General features: G+C 45.1%; 23 protein-coding genes and 1 riboswitch. Of the genes, 22 read left to right on the forward strand and 1 reads right to left on the reverse strand.

Annotated elements, in window-relative coordinates:
* The first annotated feature begins 97 nt into the window (after positions 1-97).
* The 19 genes from NSS76_RS03310 to ablB all read left to right on the forward strand — a co-directional run bounded on the left by NSS76_RS03310 (position 98) and on the right by ablB (position 16,746).
* A complete protein-coding gene (locus NSS76_RS03310) occupies positions 98-259 on the forward strand; it encodes a hypothetical protein (RefSeq protein WP_166644707.1) in 162 nt (53 codons plus the stop codon).
* Positions 260-270: 11 nt separating this feature from the next.
* The gene (locus NSS76_RS03315) at positions 271-450 is read left to right on the forward strand and encodes a YezD family protein (protein ID WP_024424503.1); all 180 of its coding nucleotides are present in this window, start codon (positions 271-273) and stop codon (positions 448-450) included.
* A 222-nt stretch (positions 451-672) separates the two neighbouring features.
* Positions 673-1,464, forward strand: coding sequence for a hypothetical protein (locus NSS76_RS03320; protein ID WP_172881459.1), 792 nt, complete (start codon positions 673-675; stop codon positions 1,462-1,464).
* Positions 1,465-1,668: 204 nt separating this feature from the next.
* Positions 1,669-2,223 (forward strand): DUF2179 domain-containing protein, encoded by a 555-nt coding sequence (locus NSS76_RS03325; protein WP_024424505.1) that lies wholly within the window; start codon positions 1,669-1,671, stop codon positions 2,221-2,223.
* Positions 2,220-2,420, forward strand: coding sequence for an NETI motif-containing protein (locus NSS76_RS03330; RefSeq protein ID WP_012009137.1), 201 nt, complete (start codon positions 2,220-2,222; stop codon positions 2,418-2,420). The genes NSS76_RS03325 and NSS76_RS03330 overlap by 4 nt, the downstream gene beginning before the upstream one ends.
* Positions 2,421-2,499: 79 nt before the next feature.
* Positions 2,500-2,601: riboswitch (purine riboswitch) on the forward strand.
* Positions 2,602-2,770: 169 nt separating this feature from the next.
* The gene (gene purE / locus NSS76_RS03335) at positions 2,771-3,259 is read left to right on the forward strand and encodes a 5-(carboxyamino)imidazole ribonucleotide mutase (RefSeq protein ID WP_024424506.1); all 489 of its coding nucleotides are present in this window, start codon (positions 2,771-2,773) and stop codon (positions 3,257-3,259) included.
* Positions 3,252-4,394: a 5-(carboxyamino)imidazole ribonucleotide synthase gene (gene purK, locus NSS76_RS03340; RefSeq protein WP_151863240.1), complete on the forward strand. Its 1,143-nt coding sequence runs from the start codon at positions 3,252-3,254 to the stop codon at positions 4,392-4,394. Before purE ends, purK begins: the two co-directional genes overlap by 8 nt.
* Positions 4,391-5,686: an adenylosuccinate lyase gene (gene purB, locus NSS76_RS03345; protein WP_008355754.1), complete on the forward strand. Its 1,296-nt coding sequence runs from the start codon at positions 4,391-4,393 to the stop codon at positions 5,684-5,686. The genes purK and purB overlap by 4 nt, the downstream gene beginning before the upstream one ends.
* 72 nt (positions 5,687-5,758) lie before the next feature.
* Positions 5,759-6,481, forward strand: a complete 723-nt coding sequence (gene purC, locus NSS76_RS03350; protein ID WP_171464016.1) for a phosphoribosylaminoimidazolesuccinocarboxamide synthase — start codon at positions 5,759-5,761, stop codon at positions 6,479-6,481.
* On the forward strand, positions 6,474-6,728 hold the full coding sequence (purS, locus tag NSS76_RS03355) for a phosphoribosylformylglycinamidine synthase subunit PurS (protein WP_003214349.1): 255 nt from the start codon (positions 6,474-6,476) through the stop codon (positions 6,726-6,728). Before purC ends, purS begins: the two co-directional genes overlap by 8 nt.
* The gene (gene purQ, locus NSS76_RS03360) at positions 6,725-7,408 is read left to right on the forward strand and encodes a phosphoribosylformylglycinamidine synthase subunit PurQ (protein WP_024424510.1); all 684 of its coding nucleotides are present in this window, start codon (positions 6,725-6,727) and stop codon (positions 7,406-7,408) included. Before purS ends, purQ begins: the two co-directional genes overlap by 4 nt.
* Positions 7,392-9,623, forward strand: a complete 2,232-nt coding sequence (purL, locus tag NSS76_RS03365; protein ID WP_341080744.1) for a phosphoribosylformylglycinamidine synthase subunit PurL — start codon at positions 7,392-7,394, stop codon at positions 9,621-9,623. The genes purQ and purL overlap by 17 nt, the downstream gene beginning before the upstream one ends.
* Positions 9,599-11,029, forward strand: coding sequence for an amidophosphoribosyltransferase (gene purF / locus NSS76_RS03370; RefSeq protein ID WP_024424615.1), 1,431 nt, complete (start codon positions 9,599-9,601; stop codon positions 11,027-11,029). The genes purL and purF overlap by 25 nt, the downstream gene beginning before the upstream one ends.
* A 96-nt stretch (positions 11,030-11,125) precedes the next feature.
* Positions 11,126-12,166, forward strand: a complete 1,041-nt coding sequence (gene purM, locus NSS76_RS03375; RefSeq protein WP_341080746.1) for a phosphoribosylformylglycinamidine cyclo-ligase — start codon at positions 11,126-11,128, stop codon at positions 12,164-12,166.
* Positions 12,163-12,732: a phosphoribosylglycinamide formyltransferase gene (gene purN / locus NSS76_RS03380; protein ID WP_095407892.1), complete on the forward strand. Its 570-nt coding sequence runs from the start codon at positions 12,163-12,165 to the stop codon at positions 12,730-12,732. Before purM ends, purN begins: the two co-directional genes overlap by 4 nt.
* Positions 12,733-12,747: 15 nt before the next feature.
* On the forward strand, positions 12,748-14,286 hold the full coding sequence (purH, locus tag NSS76_RS03385; protein WP_025092624.1) for a bifunctional phosphoribosylaminoimidazolecarboxamide formyltransferase/IMP cyclohydrolase: 1,539 nt from the start codon (positions 12,748-12,750) through the stop codon (positions 14,284-14,286).
* Between the two features lie 12 nt (positions 14,287-14,298).
* On the forward strand, positions 14,299-15,573 hold the full coding sequence (gene purD, locus NSS76_RS03390; RefSeq protein ID WP_046314136.1) for a phosphoribosylamine--glycine ligase: 1,275 nt from the start codon (positions 14,299-14,301) through the stop codon (positions 15,571-15,573).
* A 111-nt stretch (positions 15,574-15,684) separates the two neighbouring features.
* Positions 15,685-15,879 (forward strand): hypothetical protein, encoded by a 195-nt coding sequence (locus NSS76_RS03395; RefSeq protein ID WP_212048690.1) that lies wholly within the window; start codon positions 15,685-15,687, stop codon positions 15,877-15,879.
* A gap of 21 nt (positions 15,880-15,900) precedes the next feature.
* Positions 15,901-16,746: a putative beta-lysine N-acetyltransferase gene (gene ablB / locus NSS76_RS03400; RefSeq protein WP_212048692.1), complete on the forward strand. Its 846-nt coding sequence runs from the start codon at positions 15,901-15,903 to the stop codon at positions 16,744-16,746.
* Here ablB and NSS76_RS03405 read toward each other — a convergent pair.
* Complete coding sequence (locus tag NSS76_RS03405; protein WP_341080758.1) at positions 16,741-18,399, reverse strand: PucR family transcriptional regulator; 1,659 nt, start codon at positions 18,397-18,399, stop codon at positions 16,741-16,743. The genes ablB and NSS76_RS03405 overlap by 6 nt on opposite strands.
* A 191-nt stretch (positions 18,400-18,590) precedes the next feature.
* Here NSS76_RS03405 and NSS76_RS03410 point away from each other — a divergent pair, with 191 nt between their 5' ends.
* From NSS76_RS03410 to NSS76_RS03420, 3 genes are read left to right on the forward strand one after another with little or no spacing between them, the layout of a single operon-like run.
* Positions 18,591-19,955: an aspartate aminotransferase family protein gene (locus NSS76_RS03410; protein WP_213404871.1), complete on the forward strand. Its 1,365-nt coding sequence runs from the start codon at positions 18,591-18,593 to the stop codon at positions 19,953-19,955.
* A gap of 12 nt (positions 19,956-19,967) precedes the next feature.
* Positions 19,968-20,654, forward strand: a complete 687-nt coding sequence (locus NSS76_RS03415) for a CoA transferase subunit A (RefSeq protein WP_213404872.1) — start codon at positions 19,968-19,970, stop codon at positions 20,652-20,654.
* Complete coding sequence (locus tag NSS76_RS03420) at positions 20,630-21,295, forward strand: 3-oxoacid CoA-transferase subunit B (protein WP_044335241.1); 666 nt, start codon at positions 20,630-20,632, stop codon at positions 21,293-21,295. Before NSS76_RS03415 ends, NSS76_RS03420 begins: the two co-directional genes overlap by 25 nt.
* Positions 21,296-21,307 lie beyond the last annotated feature (12 nt).

Below are 21,307 nucleotides of genomic sequence, written 5' to 3' on the forward strand. Positions count from 1 at the left end.
GATTGGATCACCAAAGGCGCTTTGATTTCCTTTTTTAATAGAAGGTTTCAGGGTGCCTTTTTTTCTTGCAGACATTCAAAAGGGGAGGAGATGTCTTTTGTCACGCTGGCTTCGACAGGTGATTGAACGAAAAAAGCAGGTGCTAATTCAAAAGCTCCTTTTATGGGGGCATGAAGAAAAACAGGAAGCGCTCATGCATTATACAATTCATGAGCTGGAAAACGAGGTTCTCTATTTAAAAGAGCGAAAACAAAAATAGGGGGATGAGCGATGGATGAACAAAAGCTGAATTATATTTTATCTGCCTTAAAAGGGATCGACTATGGATCAGTGGTCATCACCATTCATAATGGACATATTACACAGGTTGATACGACCAAAAAGACTCGGTTCCCCGCTCATCAGGAGAATCTCCGGGTCCAGCAAGGAAAGCGGAGTCAATATCGTTGACCATGAATTTCAACATTGATAAAAAGCTGATGGAGGCCGTCAGCTTTTTTGTTTTGTCTTATTTTCTCTCCATTTTAAAACCTCTGCTGCCTTTTATCCGTCTATTCGTATGAACGTCAAGGAATCTTGACTGAATAGAGAGACTCCGCTACTTTAAGAGGAGTCATCCGAACAGTTCATGCACTTTTAGCACTGTAAGGATTGGATAGGAGTTGATATGAGATGTTAGAGAAAGATCAAGATCAGGGGACATCTGAAAAGAAAAACGAAGAGTCATCAATAGATCAAGAAACAAGGCAATCCCGCCTCAGCCGCAGCGCTGCAAAACGAGGAAGAACCTCAAAAACAGCGGATGATGAGCGCTCAGCTATACAGCGTATACTGCAAGGTGTAGGAGGCGCGTTTAAGCGTTATGGTTCATATGGACTGGCGATGTTAAAATCACCGAGCCGGGCCATTAATCAAGCGGAAACATTGCGTATGAAGTACGCCTGGATCTCGATTGTGTTATTCAGCGTGTTTTTTGCTTTAGGCAACTATGTTCAATTAAAGGCGTCAAAGACCCGTTTATTAGGCTTTGGCATTCATTATTCTTTTGGTGACGCCTTTTTGAGGATTGCGGTCTTTACACTCATTTTGTTGACATTGATGATGCTTACCGTCTGGCTGCTCGGAAAGTACATGCTAAAAGGAAACATATCACTGAAAGAAGTGATCATGAAGTTTGGCGCTGCGCTTGTGCCGGTGTTGGTTTTATCCATCCTTTGGCTTGTATTTGCCATGCTGAATATTCCATATGTGACCGTCATATTATCCGTGATGATGTTTGTCGGTCTTCAGTTGATTGCGGTCGTGCTCTTTCGCTCGATTCAGTCGGAGCATGATGCCGTACGTGGAGATTTGATGTATGCAGGCTGGGTCTTTTTATTGGTTGAGCTTGTTATCATTGCGCTGCTCTGGGGCATAGTCGGGGAGTATTTGATTCCATCACTTGTTCCTGTTCGATTCGGATAAAACACACTGAAAACCTCCTTTTTTGAAAAAGGAGGTTTTCATGTTGAGATGAGAAAAAAACGGGTAAACTCTTGGTAACAAACACCATCCTTGTTGTCGAAAGATATATGTGTTTTTATCGCGTAAATTTGATTGTATCAAGGTATGTTCTCTAGTAGAATATGGGGTGCTTTATTTGATTTTTTAGTGCAGGGGGTTCGAATCGTGCTTCAACAACTTTTATCCAATGCGTTCACCATGGTTTTAATCATTTTAGTGATTAATATTGTTTATGTTTCTTTTTCCACCATGCGTTTAATTTTAACGATGAAAGGCAGACGGTACGCAGCTGCTTTTGCGGGTACGATCGAAATGCTCATTTATGTCATTGGGTTAAGTATCGTTTTAGATAACTTAGATCAAATACAAAATGTCATTGCGTATGCGCTAGGTTATGGGATGGGGATCATTGTCGGGATGAAAATTGAAGAGAAGCTGGCACTTGGCTACACAACTGTTAACGTGATCACAAAAGAATTGGATGTCGATCTCCCAAGACAATTGAGAGAAAAAGGATATGGTGTCACCAGCTGGGTAGCAGGCGGTCTTGAAGGAGACCGGACAGCATTGCAAATTTTAACACCGAGAAAATATGAACTGCAATTATATGAAACGATTAAGACGCTGGATTCAAAGGCGTTTATCATTTCATATGAGCCCAAATCGATTCACGGCGGCTTCTGGGTGAAGGCTGTGAAGAAAAGGAGAATTAAAGAATGACCGCAAAACCAAAGAAGAAAAAATTCTATGTGGAAGACAACATGACGATTGATCAAGTGTTGTCCCAGATGGCAGCGGAAGGCTACTCGCCTGTCCGTCGAATGGAGGAACCGATTTTTCAAGAAAAGAAGGAAAATGGGTCGATTCAGATCATTCCGATTGGGAAAAAAATCGTATTTGAAGGAAAAATAGTCTAAATCCGAACATTAAAACGACGACTTCATAGATTGTTCGATAAATCCGTTGACATCATGAACATCCGTTGTTAAGATAAACATGAAATCAAAACACGAGCCTCATATAATCTTGGGAATATGGCCCATAAGTTTCTACCCAGTTACCGTAAATGACTGGACTATGCAGGATAGTGAACAAAACTGACATGGCGTTTCAAAAGCGAACAGCGCTTACCATGGCCCGGTTTGTGTTGCTTCCTAACATTGCAATACAGACCGGGTCTTTTTGTTCGGCGTTTGACAAGCTGCTTAGGTTTGGGAAGCGTGTCAAACGATACAAAATCGAATATCAGCTTAAAGGTGGGGACAAAATGAAGCCGCTTGTAGGTGTCATCATGGGAAGTACATCTGATTGGGAAACAATGAAAAATGCGTGCGACATCTTAGAGGAATTAAACATTCCGTATGAAAAACAGGTAGTATCCGCACATCGGACACCTGATTTGATGTTTGAATATGCGACTGAAGCAAGAGGTAAAGGACTAAAGGTCATCATTGCCGGTGCTGGAGGCGCAGCACATTTACCGGGGATGGTCGCAGCAAAAACGACACTGCCGGTCATTGGTGTGCCTGTACAATCAAAGGCACTAAACGGGCTGGATTCCTTATTATCCATCGTTCAAATGCCAGGCGGTGTACCAGTTGCTACAGTAGCCATTGGCAAAGCCGGTGCAACAAATGCAGGCCTTCTTGCCGCACAAATGATTTCAGCATTTGATGAAAAGGTCGCAGCTCGCCTTGAAGAAAGAAGAGAGCAGACAAAACAGACTGTACTAGAAAGCAGTGATCAGCTTGGCTAAGCAGACCATTTTTCCAAACGCAACCATCGGTATCATTGGCGGCGGACAGCTTGGCAGATACATGGCTGTCAGCGCAAAGCAAATGGGGTACCGGGCAGCAGTTCTAGACCCAGTCGCACAATCTCCTTGCGGACAGGTTGCCGATAAAGAAATCACGGCCGCATATAGTGACCTTGAAGCGATTCGAAAGCTGGCAGACATCAGCGATGTGGTGACTTATGAGTTTGAAAATATTGATTATGATGCACTCAATCAGCTGAAGGAAGAATCCTATTTACCACAAGGAAGCGACCTTCTCCTTTTAACTCAAAATCGTGAGACCGAGAAAAAAGGAATTGTAGACGCAGGCTGTGAAGTAGCGCCTTACCGCATCATTCATGATGAAAAAGAGCTGGAAGACGCAGTGGACGTGCTCGGATTGCCAGCCGTGCTGAAAACATGCAGAGGCGGCTACGACGGAAAAGGACAGTATGTCATTAAAGAAAAAGGACAGCTTCAGGAAGCAGCTGCACTGCTCACACATGGAACTTGTATTTTAGAAAGCTGGGTTCCATTCCAAATGGAGCTATCAGTGATCGTCACTCGTTCTGTTCATGGAGAGATTGCAGTATTCCCAGTCGCTGAGAACATTCATAAGCATAATATTTTGTTCCAAAGCATTGTGCCTGCAAGGGTAGAGAACCGCATTCAGGAGAAGGCGAAAGAATTGGCAACAACACTGGCTGAAAAGCTGGGGCTGGTTGGTACTCTTGCTGTAGAACTGTTCCTGACAAATGACGGAAAGCTGCTCGTCAATGAACTGGCACCGCGCCCGCATAATTCTGGTCATTATACACTCGATTTATGTGAGACAAGTCAGTTTGAACAGCACGTCCGCGCTATATGTGGTTTGCCGCTTGGCGGTACAGCCCTTTTATCAGAGGGAATGATGGTGAATTTATTAGGCGATGAAGTGGACATTCCAAAAGAGCATCCTGAGCTTCTCAAAGAAGCGAAGCTTTATCTATATGGAAAGCATGAAGTAAAAGCCGGCCGCAAAATGGGGCATATGACGTTTATGAAACAGCTCGATGATGAGTGGATGACAAACATCACAAAGATATGGACTGAAAGAGATGGAGGAAACGGGAAATGATCGAACGTTACGCACGACCAGAAATGTCAGCAATCTGGACAGAGGAAAACAAATTTAATGCATGGCTTGAAGTAGAAATTCTCGCTTGTGAAGCTTGGGCAGAGCTTGGCGTCATTCCGAAAGAAGACGTTGTGACAATGCGCAAAAATGCAAGCTTTGATATTGGACGTATTTTAGAGATTGAACAAGACACGCGCCACGACGTGGTTGCCTTTACGCGTGCTGTCTCTGAATCTCTAGGAGAAGAAAGAAAGTGGGTTCATTACGGATTAACATCGACAGACGTAGTGGATACGGCGCTTTCATATCTATTAAAACAGGCGAACGATATCCTGCTCAAGGACATTGAGAGATTTGTTGACATACTAAAAGAAAAAGCAAAAGAGCACAAATATACCGTCATGATGGGCCGTACACACGGTGTACACGCTGAACCGACAACATTTGGCCTGAAGCTTGCTCTTTGGTACGAGGAAATGAAGCGTAACCTAGAACGTTTTAAACAAGCAAAAGCTGGCATTGAATATGGCAAAATCTCTGGAGCTGTTGGCACATATGCGAACATCGACCCGTTTGTTGAGCAATATGTATGTGAGAAGCTTGGCATCAAAGCTGCACCAATTTCAACCCAAACCTTGCAGCGTGACCGCCATGCAGATTACATGGCTACTCTTGCTTTAGTCGCAACGAGCATTGAGAAATTTGCTGTTGAAATTCGTGGTCTTCAAAAGAGTGAAACACGTGAAGTAGAAGAGTTCTTTGCCAAAGGACAAAAAGGATCATCAGCGATGCCGCATAAGCGTAACCCAATCGGTTCTGAAAATATGACGGGAATTGCCCGCGTGATCCGTGGATATATGCTGACAGCTTATGAAAATGTACCGCTTTGGCATGAGCGTGATATTTCTCATTCATCTGCTGAGCGCATCATTTTACCAGATGCAACGATTGCACTGAACTATATGCTCAACCGTTTCTCAAACATCGTGAAAAACTTAACGGTTTTCCCTGAGAACATGAAACGCAACATGGACCGCACACTTGGCTTAATTTACTCACAGCGCGTTCTTCTTGCATTAATCGATACAGGCATGGCACGTGAAGAGGCATATGACACAGTTCAGCCAAAGGCGATGGAAGCGTGGGAGAAACAAGTGCCGTTCCGTTCATTAGTAGAAGCAGAAGAAAAAATCACGTCACGCTTAACACCTGAACAAATCGCTGACTGCTTCGATTACAACTATCATTTGAAAAATGTCGATATGATTTTCGAACGTCTAGGTCTTGCGTAAGAAATGGGCCGCCTGCTTGCCAGGCGCCCAATCCTGAAAATTGCCAACATTCAAATTAGGAGGCCAACCTGAATGACTGTGAAACAAGAACTTCTCTACGAAGGCAAAGCGAAAAAAATCTATCAGACCGATGACGAGCATATTTTATATGTCGAATATAAAGACTCAGCTACAGCATTTAACGGCGAAAAGAAAGCCGAAATCGAAGGCAAAGGCAGACTGAACAACGAAATTTCGAGCTTAATCTTTCAAATGCTGCATGAGAAAGGAATCAACAATCACTTTGTGAAACGCCTTTCTGAAACAGAGCAGCTCATTCAAAAGGTGCAGATTGTTCCGCTTGAAGTGGTTGTACGAAATGTAGTGGCAGGCAGTATGTCAAAACGCCTCGGCATTCCAGAGGGAACGAAACTGGACACACCTTTGATTGAGTTTTACTACAAAGATGATGCGCTCGGCGATCCGCTCATTACAGAAGATCATATCCGCATTTTAGATGCAGCGACACCAGAGCAGGTCGAGGAAATGAAACAAATCACAAGACAAGTGAATGAAGAGTTAAAGCAAATCTTCTCAGACTGTCATGTGAATTTAATTGATTTCAAGCTTGAATTCGGAATAGATCACGAGAAACGTATTTTGCTAGCTGATGAGATTTCACCTGATACGTGCAGGCTTTGGGACAAAGATACAAACGAAAAGCTTGATAAAGACGTGTTCAGACGAAACCTGGGCGGCTTAACGAATGCATACGAAGAAATTTTCAAAAGACTTGGAGGCCATAAACATGTATAAAGTGAAAATTTTTGTCAGCTTAAAAGAGAGCGTTCTTGATCCACAAGGAAGTGCCGTGCAGCACGCTTTGCACAGCATGTCTTATCAGGAAGTAAAGGATGTCCGTATCGGAAAATACATGGAGCTTGTCATTGAAAAATCAGATCGTGATTTAGACACAGTCGTCAAAGAAATGTGCGAAAAATTACTTGCCAACACGGTGATTGAAGATTACCGCTATGAGGTGGAGGAGGTTGTCGCACAGTGAAGTTTGCAGTGATCGTCTTGCCTGGCTCTAACTGTGATATCGACATGTACCATGCGATTCAAGATGAGTTAGGTGAACAAGTTGAATATGTATGGCACGACGAAACGAGTCTTGACGGATTTGACGGTGTACTCGTACCAGGCGGTTTCTCTTATGGGGATTACTTAAGATGTGGTGCGATCGCCCGCTTCTCAAACATCATGCCGGCGGTGAAAAAAGCAGCTGAGGAAGGAAAACCTGTTCTTGGTGTTTGTAACGGGTTCCAAATTCTTCAGGAGCTTGGCATTCTTCCGGGTGCGATGAGACGAAATAAAGACTTGAAGTTTATCTGTCGCCCAGTTGAACTCATTGTAGAAAACAACGAAACGCAATTTACAAGCGGTTATCAAAAAGGCGAATCCATTACGATTCCTGTAGCGCACGGTGAAGGCAACTTCTACTGTGATGAAGACACTTTAGCGAAGCTCATTGAACGCGGCCAAATCGCTTTCACCTATGGAGACGATATTAACGGCAGTGTGAATCGTATTGCAGGTGTAACGAATGAAGAGGGCAATGTACTCGGCATGATGCCGCACCCTGAGCGCGCGGTTGATTCATTACTAGGCAGCGCAGACGGACTTAAATTGTTTCAATCTATCGTGAAAAATTGGAGGGACACTCATGTCACTACTGCTTGAACCAAGTCACAAGCAAATTAAAGAAGAGAAATTGTATCAGCAAATGGGATTGAGTGATGAAGAATTCGCTTTAATCGAATCCATTATTGGCAGGCTGCCAAACTACACAGAAACGGGCATTTTTTCTGTCATGTGGTCAGAGCATTGCAGTTATAAAAACTCAAAGCCTGTTTTAAGCAAATTCCCGACAAAAGGAGAGCACGTCCTTCAAGGTCCTGGGGAAGGCGCTGGAATCGTTGATATTGGAGACAACCAAGCGGTTGTATTTAAAATCGAATCACATAACCATCCATCTGCGATTGAACCGTATCAAGGAGCGGCGACAGGTGTCGGCGGAATTATCCGTGATGTATTCTCCATGGGTGCGCGTCCAATTGCTGTATTAAACTCTCTTCGTTTTGGTGAACTGACTTCACCGCGCGTGAAGTACTTGTTTGAAGAAGTAGTGGCAGGGATCGCAGGCTATGGAAACTGTATCGGAATTCCAACAGTCGGCGGAGAGGTTCATTTCGATCAAAGCTATGAAGGCAACCCGCTCGTAAATGCAATGTGTGTTGGATTAATCAACCATGAAGACATCAAAAAAGGGCAGGCAAAAGGTGTCGGCAACACGGTCATGTACGTTGGTGCCAAAACGGGACGTGACGGAATTCACGGTGCAACATTTGCATCTGAGGAATTTTCTGATGAATCAGAAGAAAAACGCTCAGCAGTTCAAGTCGGTGATCCATTCATGGAAAAACTGCTGCTTGAAGCGTGCCTTGAAGTCATCAAAAACGATGCACTCGTTGGAATTCAGGATATGGGAGCGGCTGGCTTAACAAGCTCAAGTGCGGAAATGGCGAGTAAAGCAGGTTCTGGTATCGAGATGAATCTAGACCTTATCCCGCAGCGTGAAACAGGCATGTCAGCATACGAAATGATGCTGTCTGAATCTCAAGAGAGAATGCTTCTGGTCATTGAAAAAGGCCGTGAACAAGAAATCATTGATATTTTTGAAAAATACGATCTTGAAGCGGTATCAGTCGGACATGTGACAGACGATAAAATGCTTCGTTTACTTCATCAAGGTGAAGTAGTATGTGAGCTTCCTGTTGATGCCCTTGCAGAAGAAGCGCCGGTTTATCACAAGCCGTCAAGTGAGCCTGCATACTATCGTGAGTTTTTAGAAACAAAAGTTGAAGCACCTGCTATCACAGATGCAGCCGAAACGTTAAAGCAGCTTCTCCAGCAGCCGACAATTGCAAGTAAAGAATGGGTTTATGACCAATATGACTACATGGTTCGGACAAATACAGTCGTTGCACCAGGCTCTGATGCGGGCGTTTTAAGAATCCGCGGAACGAAAAAAGCCCTTGCGATGACAACCGATTGTAACGCACGTTATCTCTACCTTGATCCAGAGGTCGGCGGGAAAATCGCAGTCGCAGAAGCAGCACGTAACATTGTGTGCTCAGGCGCTCGTCCGCTTGCAGTAACAGATAACCTGAACTTCGGTAACCCAGAAAAACCAGAAATTTTCTGGCAAATTGAAAAATCTGCTGACGGTATTAGCGAAGCATGCCGCAAGCTAAGCACACCGGTTATCGGTGGTAACGTCTCTTTATATAACGAATCAAATGGAACAGCGATTTATCCAACACCAGTTATTGGGATGGTTGGTTTGGTGGAAGATACAGCTCATATTACGACGCAGTCATTCCAGCAGGCTGGCGATGTGATTTTCGTCATTGGTGAGACGAAGGAAGAATTCGCAGGCAGTGAGCTTCAAAAGATGACAGAAGGCCGTATTTACGGAAAAGCACCAGAAATTGATTTGGATGTAGAGCTCACGCGTCAGGAAGCCCTTCTTGCTGCGATTCAAAACGGACTTGTTCAATCAGCTCACGATGTGTCTGAAGGCGGTCTTGGTGTAGCACTTGCTGAAAGTACATTTGGAACAGACGGTCTTGGCGCTCATATCCAAATTGATTTAAACAGTGAAGCTTCATTATTCAGTGAAACACAGTCACGTTTTGTCGTCACAGTGAAACCAGAGGACCGCGAAGCATTTGCTGCGGCTGTCAAAGATGCGAAAGAAGTTGGAACGGTCACAAATGATGGGGTATTCACTGTCAAAAATCAAGAAGGACAACAATGGATTCATGCAGCGGTCAACGAGCTTGAACGCGCATGGAAAGGAGCGATCCCATGCTTGCTGAAATCAGAGGCTTAAACGAAGAGTGTGGCGTCTTTGGGGTTTGGGGACACGAAGAAGCCCCGCAAATCACATATTACGGATTGCATAGTCTTCAGCACCGAGGACAAGAGGGTGCGGGAATCATTGCAACAGATGGTGAAAACCTGACGGCACATAAAGGCCTTGGACTGATTACGGAAGTCTTTCAAAACGGTGAGCTAAAGGATTTGAAAGGAAAAGGTGCGATCGGACACGTTCGGTATGCGACAGCAGGCGGAGGCGGCTTTGAAAATGTGCAGCCCCTCTTCTTCCGCTCGCAAAACAACGGCAGTCTTGCCCTTGCTCATAATGGGAACTTAGTGAATGCAACGCAATTAAAGCAGCAGCTAGAGAACCAGGGGAGTATATTCCAAACATCTTCTGACACTGAAGTGCTTGCTCATTTAATTAAGCGCAGCGGCTATGTTGAATTGAAAGAGCAGATCAAAAATGCCCTGTCCATGCTTAAAGGCGCATATGCTTTCTTAATTATGACGGAAACAGAAATGATTGTGGCTCTTGATCCGAACGGCTTACGTCCGCTTTCACTTGGTATGCTTGGGGACGCGTATGTTGTTGCTTCTGAAACATGTGCATTTGATGTTGTCGGTGCCACGTATTTACGAGATGTTGAGCCTGGAGAAATGCTGATCATTAATGATGAAGGCCTCAAATCTGAACGCTTCTCCATGAACATTAACCGCAGCATGTGCAGCATGGAATACATTTATTTCTCAAGACCTGACAGCAATATTAACGGCATCAACGTGCATAGTGCGAGAAAGAACCTTGGCAAAAAGCTTGCTGAGGAAGCGCATGTCGAAGCAGATGTCGTGACAGGTGTACCAGATTCGAGTATTTCTGCAGCGATTGGATATGCCGAAGCAACAGGTATTCCATATGAGCTCGGTTTAATTAAAAACCGTTATGTCGGACGGACCTTTATCCAGCCGTCTCAAGCATTGCGTGAGCAGGGCGTGCGCATGAAGCTGTCAGCTGTGCGCGGGGTCGTCGAAGGAAAACGTGTCGTGATGGTGGATGATTCCATCGTACGCGGAACTACGAGCCGCCGCATTGTGACGATGCTAAGAGAAGCGGGTGCGACGGAAGTCCACGTCCGCATTAGTTCACCGCCCATCGCACATCCATGTTTTTATGGAATTGATACGTCCACACATGAAGAGCTGATTGCTTCTTCTCATTCAGTGGAAGAAATTAGACAGGAAATCGGTGCAGACTCCATTGCATTTTTATCCGTAGACGGTTTAATGGACGGGATTGGCAGGAAGTATGATGATCCGCAGCGCGGTCAATGTTTAGCATGCTTTACTGGGAAATATCCGACTGAAATTTATGAAGATACTGTTCTTCCGCATGTGAAGGAAACAGCACTGACGAAATAATCGAATAAAGGAGCAGCAGTCAAGATGATTTGATATGCTGCTCTTTCATTCTGCTGAAAATAAATGGAAGAGAAGCAGCTAAAAGGAGTGAATGGGATGTCAGAAGCATATAAAAACGCCGGTGTCGACATCGAAGCAGGATACGAAGCCGTCAAACGAATGAAAACACACGTGGAACGTACAAAAAGAGCAGGTGTCATGGGTGCTCTAGGCGGATTTGGCGGTATGTTTGATTTATCTGAGCTGCCATACAAAAAGCCCGTTCTTGTCTCAGGAACAGATGGTGTCGGAACAAAATTAAAGCTTGCCTTTTTAATGGATCAACACGATACGATCGGTGTTGATGCCGTGGCAATGTGTGTGAACGATGTGCTGGCACAAGGGGCAGAGCCGCTCTTTTTCTTAGATTACTTAGCAGTTGGAAAAGCAGATCCGATAAAAATTGAATCAATCGTCAAAGGTGTGGCTGACGGCTGTGAGCAGTCTGGTTCAGCGCTTGTCGGCGGAGAAACAGCAGAAATGCCGGGTCTTTACACAGAAGATGAATATGATATTGCTGGTTTTTCAGTAGGCGTCGTTGAAAAGGATGAAATCGTGACAGGAGAGAGCATCAAAGAGGGGCACTTGCTTATTGGACTCAGCTCAAGCGGAATTCATAGCAATGGGTACTCTCTCGTTCGTAAAGTATTGCTGGAAGACGCTGGTCTGGATCTGCATCAAACGTATGAACCTTTTACAAGACCGCTTGGAGAAGAGCTTCTTGAACCGACCAAAATTTATGTGAAGCCTGTTCTCAAACAAGTGAAAGCCGGCAAGATTGACGGCATGGCACATGTGACAGGCGGCGGCTTTATTGAAAATTTACCGCGTATGCTGCCTGAAGGGCTTGGCGTTGAGATTGATAACGGCTCATGGCCAGTACCGCCAATTTTCTCCTTTATTCAAGAAAAAGGACAGTTAAAGGCAGAAGAAATGTTCAACGTGTTTAATATGGGCATTGGTTTTGTCTTAGCGGTAAAAGAAGATGACCTTGTCGAAGTGATCAGAGGACTTGAAAAAGACGGAGAGAAAGCATTTCTCATCGGCCGTGTTCAAAAAGGAGAAGGTGTCACATTCGGCGGTGGAAGCCTCTCATGAAGAAGTTTGCGATCTTCGCCTCTGGAAGCGGGACGAATTTTCAAGCCATTATAGATACATTAAAAAAAGAACAGTGGCAGGCAGAGGCCGCCATTGTGATTTGTGATAAACCGGGTGCAAAGGTGCTGGAGCGTGCTGAGAAAGAGGGCATTCCCTCCTTTGCCTTTACACCGAAGGCTTTTCCGAATAAAGCCGCTTTTGAACAAACGATCATTGAACAGCTTAGGCTGCATGAAGTGGAATGGATTTTCCTTGCTGGGTATATGAGACTGATTGGTCCGACATTACTTGAAGCATTCAGAGGGAAAATTGTCAATATCCACCCGTCCTTGCTGCCAGCCTTCCCAGGGCTGGATGCCATTGGACAAGCCTATCAAGCAGGCGTCAAAGTGGCGGGTATCACCGTCCATTTTGTCGATGAAGGCATGGATACAGGTCCGATCATTGACCAAGCGTCGATTTATATCGAACAAGGGGAAGAGCTTGAATCGATTGAAAAAAGAATGCATGAACTAGAACACACACTATATCCAAAAGTGATCAAATCACTTTTAGAATTATCTTAATGAGGTGACGAAGGCATGACGATCAAACGCGCATTAATCAGTGTTTCCGATAAAACGAATCTTGTACCTTTTGTGAAAGAATTAACAGAACTTGGCGTTGAAGTGATTTCAACTGGAGGTACACATAAGCTTCTTCAAGAGAACGGCATTGATGTCATTGGAATTTCAGAAGTCACTGGATTCCCTGAAATCATGGACGGACGACTCAAAACACTTCACCCGAACATTCATGGCGGACTTTTAGCAGTGAGAGAAAACGATGAGCATATGGCACAGATTGAGAAGCATGGCATTCAGCCGATTGATCTTGTTGTCGTGAATCTCTATCCTTTCAAAGAGACGATCTCAAAAGACGATGTGACGTATGAAGAGGCGATTGAAAACATTGATATTGGCGGACCGGGAATGCTTCGTGCGGCATCAAAAAACCACCAAGACGTCACAGTGATTGTCGATCCTCGTGACTATGATACAGTCATCCAGCAAATCAAAGAAGGCGGCGTGTCACTCGAGAAAAAACGTGAGCTCGCTGCAAAGGTATTCCGTCATACGGCTGCATACGATGCTCTGATTGCGGATTACTTAACAAATTTTGTGGGCGAAACAGAGCCAGAACAGTTCACTGTCACGTTTGAGAAAAAACAATCCCTTCGTTATGGAGAAAACCCGCACCAAGCGGCGACTTTCTATGAAAATGCTCTTCCAGCCAAAGGTTCTTTGGCTACTGCAAAGCAATTACATGGAAAAGAACTTTCCTATAACAATATTAAAGATGCAGATGCAGCACTCCAAATCGTACGTGAATTCACGGAGCCGGCAGCTGTCGCTGTGAAGCATATGAACCCGTGCGGCGTTGGTACAGGAGAAACGATTGCAGAAGCATTTGACAGAGCATTCAAAGCAGATGAGACGTCTATTTTTGGCGGCATTGTGGCACTTAACCGTGAAGTAGACAAACAAACGGCTGAGGTGCTGCATACGATTTTCTTAGAAATTGTCATCGCCCCATCGTTCAGCCAAGAAGCGCTTGACGTGTTAACGGCGAAAAAGAATCTTCGTCTATTAACATTAGATGTAGAAGCGGATCTCGGGAAAAAAGAAAAGCAGCTGACAAGTGTCCATGGCGGACTGCTTGTTCAGGATATTGACACGTACGGCTTAGAGGAAGCAACGATTTCTATTCCAACGAAAAGAGAACCAACAGAAGACGAATGGAAAGACTTAAAGCTTGCTTGGAAAGTAGTCAAGCATGTGAAATCAAATGCCATTGTCCTTGCGAAAGATCAAATGACAGCAGGAATCGGTGCTGGTCAAATGAACCGCGTGGGCTCAGCTAACATTGCAATTGAGCAAGCTGGTGAAAAGGCAAAAGGAAGCGCACTAGGCTCTGATGCATTCTTCCCAATGGGCGATACAGTGGAAGCTGCTGCAAAGGCAGGCGTCACAGCGATCATTCAGCCAGGCGGATCTATTCGTGATGAAGAATCGATTCAAAAAGCAGATGAATACGGCATCGCCATGGTCTTCACTGGCGTTAGACATTTCAAACATTAAGGGGATGACAGTGTGAACGTATTAATTATCGGCAGAGGCGGAAGAGAGCATACCATCGCATGGAAAGTGAATCAAAGTGAACTTGTCAGCCAAGTATTTGTCGCACCCGGCAATGATGGAATGACAGATGCTGCGAAGCTTGTACCAATCGACGAAGGCGATCATGAGTCATTAATTCGTTTTGCAAAAGAAAACGAAATCGGCTTAACCATTGTCGGTCCAGAGGTCCCTTTAATCGCAGGTGTCGTTGATGCATTTGAAGAAGCAGGTCTAAAAGTATTTGGACCGAATGCAAAAGCTGCGGTCATTGAAGGCTCAAAGGAATTTGCAAAAGACTTAATGAAGAACTACGATATCCCAACAGCCGCTTACGCTGCCTTTACATCGTTTGAAGAAGCAAAGGCATATGTGGAAGAAAAAGGTGCGCCGATTGTCATTAAAGCAGACGGGCTTGCCGCAGGAAAAGGCGTCACAGTGGCTATGACGCTTGAAGAGGCGGTCGATTGTCTGCATGATTTCTTAGAGGATGAAAAGTTTGGCGATGCAAGTGCATCTGTTGTCATCGAAGAATTTTTAACAGGCGAAGAATTTTCACTCATGGCTTTTGTCAACGGGGAAAAGGTGTATCCGATGGTGATTGCGCAGGATCACAAACGGGCCTTTGAAGATGACAAAGGGCCGAACACTGGCGGAATGGGCGCTTATTCACCAGTTCCGCAAATTTCAGATGAAGTGGTTCAGAAAGCTGTGGAAGATGTTGTCAAACCGGCAGCTCGCGCGATGGTGCAGGAAGGGCGTCCATTTACAGGCATTTTATATGCAGGTTTAATGCTGACACCAGAAGGCTCAAAGGTGATTGAATTCAATGCACGCTTTGGCGACCCTGAAACGCAGGTGGTTCTCCCTCGTCTTGAATCAGATCTAGTCCAAGTATTCCTCGATATTCTTGATGGAAAAGATGTGGACTTACAGTGGAAAGACACTGCGGCTGTCAGTGTGGTTCTTGCATCAGAAGGATACCCAGAAGACTATGCAAAAGGCACACCGATCGGTGCCTTGCAAACGACTGTGTCTGATGTTGTGACCTTCCACGCAGGAACAAAAAAAGAAAACGATCAATTCGTCACAAATGGCGGCCGTGTAGCGAATGTAACCGCATTTGACGACACATTTGAAGCGGCAAGATCAAGAGTGTATGAAGCGGTTGAAGAAATCATTCAGCCAGGTCTATTTTATCGCCGTGACATCGGTGCCCGTGCACTGAAGGCTGCGGGGAAAAACGTTTAATCAAAACACCTTTCTATCTGACGAGATGGAAAGGTGTTTTTTGTTCATGAGAAGGGATGCCGGCGGAATATGAAGAAGTAGTATGGGATGACGAGTTTATGAGGAGGCAGCATGGTCATTCAAGGAATCATTCTATTTGCAATCGTGTTACTTATTTTATTTGTACTGTTCTCAAATCTCATCATGTATGAAGCGAGAAAGCAAAACAAAGTCAAAAAAGGCTCAGCCATTCGGTATATGATCATGTCGATTTTTTCTGGTATCGTCATTGTTTCATTTTCCATTTGGATTTTTTTTATTAGCTGATTTATAAGAGAGGATGAGTATATGGTGCAATTGAAGGAACTTGCGAACGAGCGTTTTTCTGCCTCGATCTGTATTGATTCATTTAATGAGCGAATCCGTTTGGATGACTACAGCGGCAGGGTGCGGGATGTGATTCAGTCGGTTCTTCAGGAAGCGGCAGACTCCAAGGCTTCTAAGGTCATTGTGAAAGTCAGGCGTGAGCATATGCCTCTTTTTTTAGAAAAAGGCTTTCGGCTTGAAGGCGTGTTTTCTCATTATTTTCTTGGAAGTGATGCGTACGGCATGTCGCTCTTTCTGACGGAGGATCGGATGAACAGCCCGTATTGGCTGAAGGAAGATGAAATTGTTGTGTCTATTCAGGAAAAGCCTCTCAAAAAAGACCAAGGCACGTGGCAGGATGAGTATGTGATGAGGAAAGCGGATACGCAGGATATTCACAAGCTGGCAAAGCTCTATGATGCCGTTTTTGAAACGTATCCTACGCCAATGAATGAGCCAGATTACATCCAAAAGGTGATGGAGGAAGGGACCGTCTTTTATGCCGTTGAACATGACGGTCACATTGTGAGTGCAGCATCCGCTGAAATCAATGAGCCGTATGGTCATGCGGAATTAACAGATTGTGCGACCCTTCCATCATACAGAAAACTAGGATTCATGCATCATTTGATTCTAGCACTCGAAAAAGAACTTCAATCCATGCACATCTATGTCTTTTATTCTCTTGCACGTGCACTGTCCTATGGAATGAACCAAGTGTTTTATCAGCTCGGCTATACGTATACCGGGCGTTTCCAAAACAACTGCTATATTTTTGACAAAATTGAAGATATGAATCTATGGGTGAAAACGCCGAATGAATCATGAAATGGTTCTCATCTGATCAAGCAGACCAGATAGGCGGTACGCCATGATACTGAGCTGCAGCTTCATCCGATCATCTGTGGATTTGAGGCTGCAGCCTGTTCTCGTTTCAATTTGTTTTAAGCGGTAGCTTAATGTATGCCTATGAATAAACAATTCTCCCGCAGATTTTTGAATATTTTCATTGTGTGCCAAATACACTTCGAGTGTATGGATCAGGTCAGCCCCCTGTTTTTTCGTATAAAGCAAGGGACTCAACAGCTCCACGTAAAAGTCATGCAAATTCATACCCGCTTCATTCATTTCAAGCAGCATCCCGTATAAGCCGAGCTTTTGATAATGAATGATGCATTCCTCTGTCTTTAAAAGCGGAAGAAGCCTTGCTGCATACTGCGCTTCCTTTGCGCTTTTTGAAAAGAGACCGATCTGGTCATAGGCTCTCCCAATGCCAATCACAATCGGGTGGACGGGAAAAAAATAAGACCAAGTGCTCCGGCACTCTTCTGCTGCACGATACCACTCCGCTTCTTGAAACGCTTTTTTTTCTGCTGGTGTAAGAACAAAAATAGAATCGAGCCTTGTCTTTAGTAAATAAGGAATATGTCTGCGTTCAAAAATCGACGTGAGCAATTGAGAGAGACGCTGCATCATTTGGTGATCGAGCTGTGTGTGCTGATGCTGAAATTGAAAGTAGATGACCACCTGCTCATCGCTCATATCGTATTGCAGCTTTGTTGCCTGTTCGACCACATAGCTTTCTTCTGTGTATTGCTGCTGCAAAATATCATCTAACAAATGACCTTGCATTTGGTTTTCTGTATCTTGAATGGCTTTTTGCTTCAGCCATTCAATCGCATACACCGCCCCGGCATGCTCGATGGCAATCGCATCGAGATGATGCCATGCTTCCTTTTTCTTCAAAGACACAATAAACCCGAAAATATCACCCATCGCAATCACCGGACATGCAGCAAGGACAAACGCACCGCACGTGTCATAAACGAGCCTTCCTTTCTCCTCAGCCTGCTTGAGAAGAGGCATCGTTTCGATTGGTTCATGATCTGTCAAAAAGCCAACAGCAGGAGAGTACGTCACTTCATCTTTTATGAGATGAGCTGCGGTTTGATGTAAAAAAACATCTAGCACAACGATGTTCGCCGAAGTGAGGTGTGCCAGCTCATCTGTAATTTGTGTGACATTTTTATTGCTGACATTTAAATGGGTTAGTCTTTGGTGAATGGCTGAAGAATATTTAAGCTGATGGAGCTGGCTGCTGACGATTTGCTCTAGGACGGCTTTTGTAATGTCTGAGAAGTTGACATGTGAAGGAATCTCGATGAGTGGAATGCCGCTGTTTTTGGCAGCTTCGATCAGTGATGCCGGAATTTCCGTTAAGTATACGCCTTTATAAATCGCAATGGCCGATAGACGTTGAGATTGAATCAGCTCCTCAAGCCGGGTGCGCCTTTCCTGATTGTCTGCAAGCCCAAAGCCGGTTGTGACGAGCAGTTCCCCTTCTGAAAGCCTTGAAGTATCTTCGATAATTTCCACGATGGTCACCCACTGAATGAGGCGGTCCAGTCCATTTTCCCCAGCAAGCAGCTTTGTTTCCTTCATGATATCGAGCGAGAGTGCATCTTTGACGAGAATCGCCATAGACTCATGACCTCCTTTTGAACACTCTTATACACGATGTATAAAAAATGCGTGTGAAATTCGGGCATGTGGCGAATGGAGGATGACTGCCCTCTTGATTAAGCTAATCTTATAACAAGTATACAAAATTTTCTTGCGATTCATGAAAAAAGAAAGATGCAGCTGCTGACGAGAGAGGGAGGAATGACAAAGTGGAGACCCGGGATTACTTAATCAAACCGATGTTGAATCAGCATTATCCTGTGGCTGTGAAAGGAGAGGGAATTTATTTATATGATCGGGACGGGAAAAAATATTTAGACGGCTCATCGGGTGCTGTCACGGCAAGTATTGGACATGGCATACGAGACATCATTGATGCCATGACAGAGCAAGCGGAAAAGGTGAGCTTTACGTACAGGTCACAATTCACAAATGAACCAGCAGAAGAACTTGCCTATGAATTGAGTACGCTCTGCCCAGGGAACCTGAACTGGTCTTTTTTTGTCGGAAGCGGATCAGAGGCAACAGAGACCGCCATGAAAATTGCCATTCAGCATTGGCAGGAGCAGGGGAAGGCTGAGAAGAATCACATCATTTCAAGATGGATGAGTTATCACGGCATCACACTCGGTGCGCTGTCGATGTCAGGTCATATTGCAAGGAGAGAGCGCTTTGAACCACTGCTCGAAAAACACCCGGTGCTGTCTCCGCCATACAGCTACCGTTCGTGGCTGCCAAAGGAAGAAAGCAAGCAGGTCGAATGGTATGTACAGGAATTTAAAACCGTCATCCAGCGTATAGGAAAAGAGAGGATTGCGGCTTTTATTGCAGAGCCGATTGTTGGAGCAGCGGGCGCGGCGCTTGTTCCGCCAGACGGATATTTTGCGGCGATGAAGCGAGTTTGTGAGGAAAACGATATTTTAATGATTGCAGATGAAGTCATGACAGGCTTTGGACGAACTGGGAAAATGTTTGCCATGGAACATTGGGGCGTCGTACCAGACATCATGGTACTCGGAAAAGGCATGAGCGCCGGCTATTCACCGATTGCTGCAGCTGTCTCAGCGGATCATGTGATTGCACCGATTCTCAGTGGTTCGGGCTCTGTGATGGCAGGCCACACTTATAGCGGCAATCCGCTTTCAGCAGCCGTCTCACTGGCTGTCATTCGATATATGAAAAAACATCAGCTTTCAGAACGGGCTGATCTGTCTGGCCGATATTTAATGAATGCTTTAAAGAATTTGCAAACAAAACATTCCATCATAGGAGATGTGAGAGGAAAGGGGATGCTCATTGGCATTGAATTTGTCGCAGACCGATTATCGAAAACACCATTTCCTGCCCATGCTCAAATGACACATTTAGTTGTGGAGACGGCCAAGCAAAATGGTTTGCTTGTTTACCCAGCAAGCGCTGGAGAGGATGGTGTGGGAGGTGCAGCGGTCATGATCGCACCGCCGCTTTCCATTACGCAGCAGGAGATGGATGAACTGATTCATTTATTCGGGCAGACAATGACGCAGGTCGAGCAAGAAGTCATCAATCGAGGGTTTTTCCCATCTGCCATGTAGGGAGGAAAGATGATGAACAAAACAGCGAACTTTGATCAAGTCATCACACATTTTAGAGACGGAATGACCATTATGTTTGGCGGGTTTGGCGGTGTAGGCTCCCCGCCATCATTGATCGATGCCATTCTAGAAGCCAATATTAAAGCCCTGACATTGATCGGGAACGATGCAGGCTTCCCGCAAATCGGTGTTGGCAGGCTGATCACAGAAGGAAGAGTGAAGAAAATCATTGCTTCACATATTGGCTCTAATCCAATTGCCGGGCAGAAAATGCAGGCAGGGACACTAGACGTTCTTTTTTACCCGCAAGGCATCCTAGCGGAAAAGATCAGGGCAGGCGGGATGGGTTTAGCGGGCATTGTGACAGATGTCGGCATGGATAGTCTCAATCTTGATGAGAAACAATTGGTTCAGCTGGATGGAAAGAAGTATATCCTTGAGCCTGCACTGACTGCGGATATCGCGATTGTGAATGCCCTCAAAGCAGATGAAGCAGGCAACCTGATTTTTGATAAAAGTGCACGGAATACAAACCCGATTGTGGCGATGGCAGGAGACTGGACCATTGCGGAAGTAGAAGAGATTGTGCCTGTGGGCGGGCTTCATCCAGAGGAAATCGTCACGCCAGGCGTATTTGTGAACCAGATCGTGCAATCAAAAGGAGTGAACTGGACATGGGCATGGGAGACATCGATTTAAGACACCGCATAGCCAAACGCGCGGCACAGGAAATTGAAGATGGCATGATTGTGAATCTTGGGATCGGCATCCCGACCCTTGCAGCTGACTACATCCCAGCACATTACGAGGTGTGGCTGCATGCAGAAAACGGCATTATGGGAGCAGGCGCTTCACCAGCACGAGGGGAAGAAGACCCGAATTTGTGCAATGCCGGGGGTTTTCCCATTACGTTAACAAAAGGCGGATCATATATGGACAGCACAACCGCTTTTGGCATCATTCGCAAAGGGATGCTGGATATGACCATTTTAGGTGCACTTGAAGTCAGCAGTCATGGGGATCTTGCCAATTGGATTGTGCCAGGGAAACGAGTGCCGGGTATGGGTGGAGCCATTGAACTTGCGCAAAAAGCGAAAAAGGTGGTGGTTGTGATGAGCCACCTTGATAAACATGGACAATCTAAGATAAAAGCAGCCTGCACGCTGCCTTTAACTGCTAAGTCTTGTGTAGATCTGATTATTACGGATATGGCAGTCATTGAGGTCAAATCACAGCTGCTCATTTTGCGTGAAGTCATGCCGCCGTTTCAGCCGGAAGATGTCATGAGGGCGACAGAGGCGCCGCTCATTTTAGCGCCTGATGTCAAATCTGTTGTGTAGAAAGGATGACCG

Source organism: Bacillus sp. FSL R5-0654 (assembly GCF_038008745.1).
GTDB classification, from domain to species: domain Bacteria; phylum Bacillota; class Bacilli; order Bacillales; family Bacillaceae; genus Bacillus; species Bacillus safensis.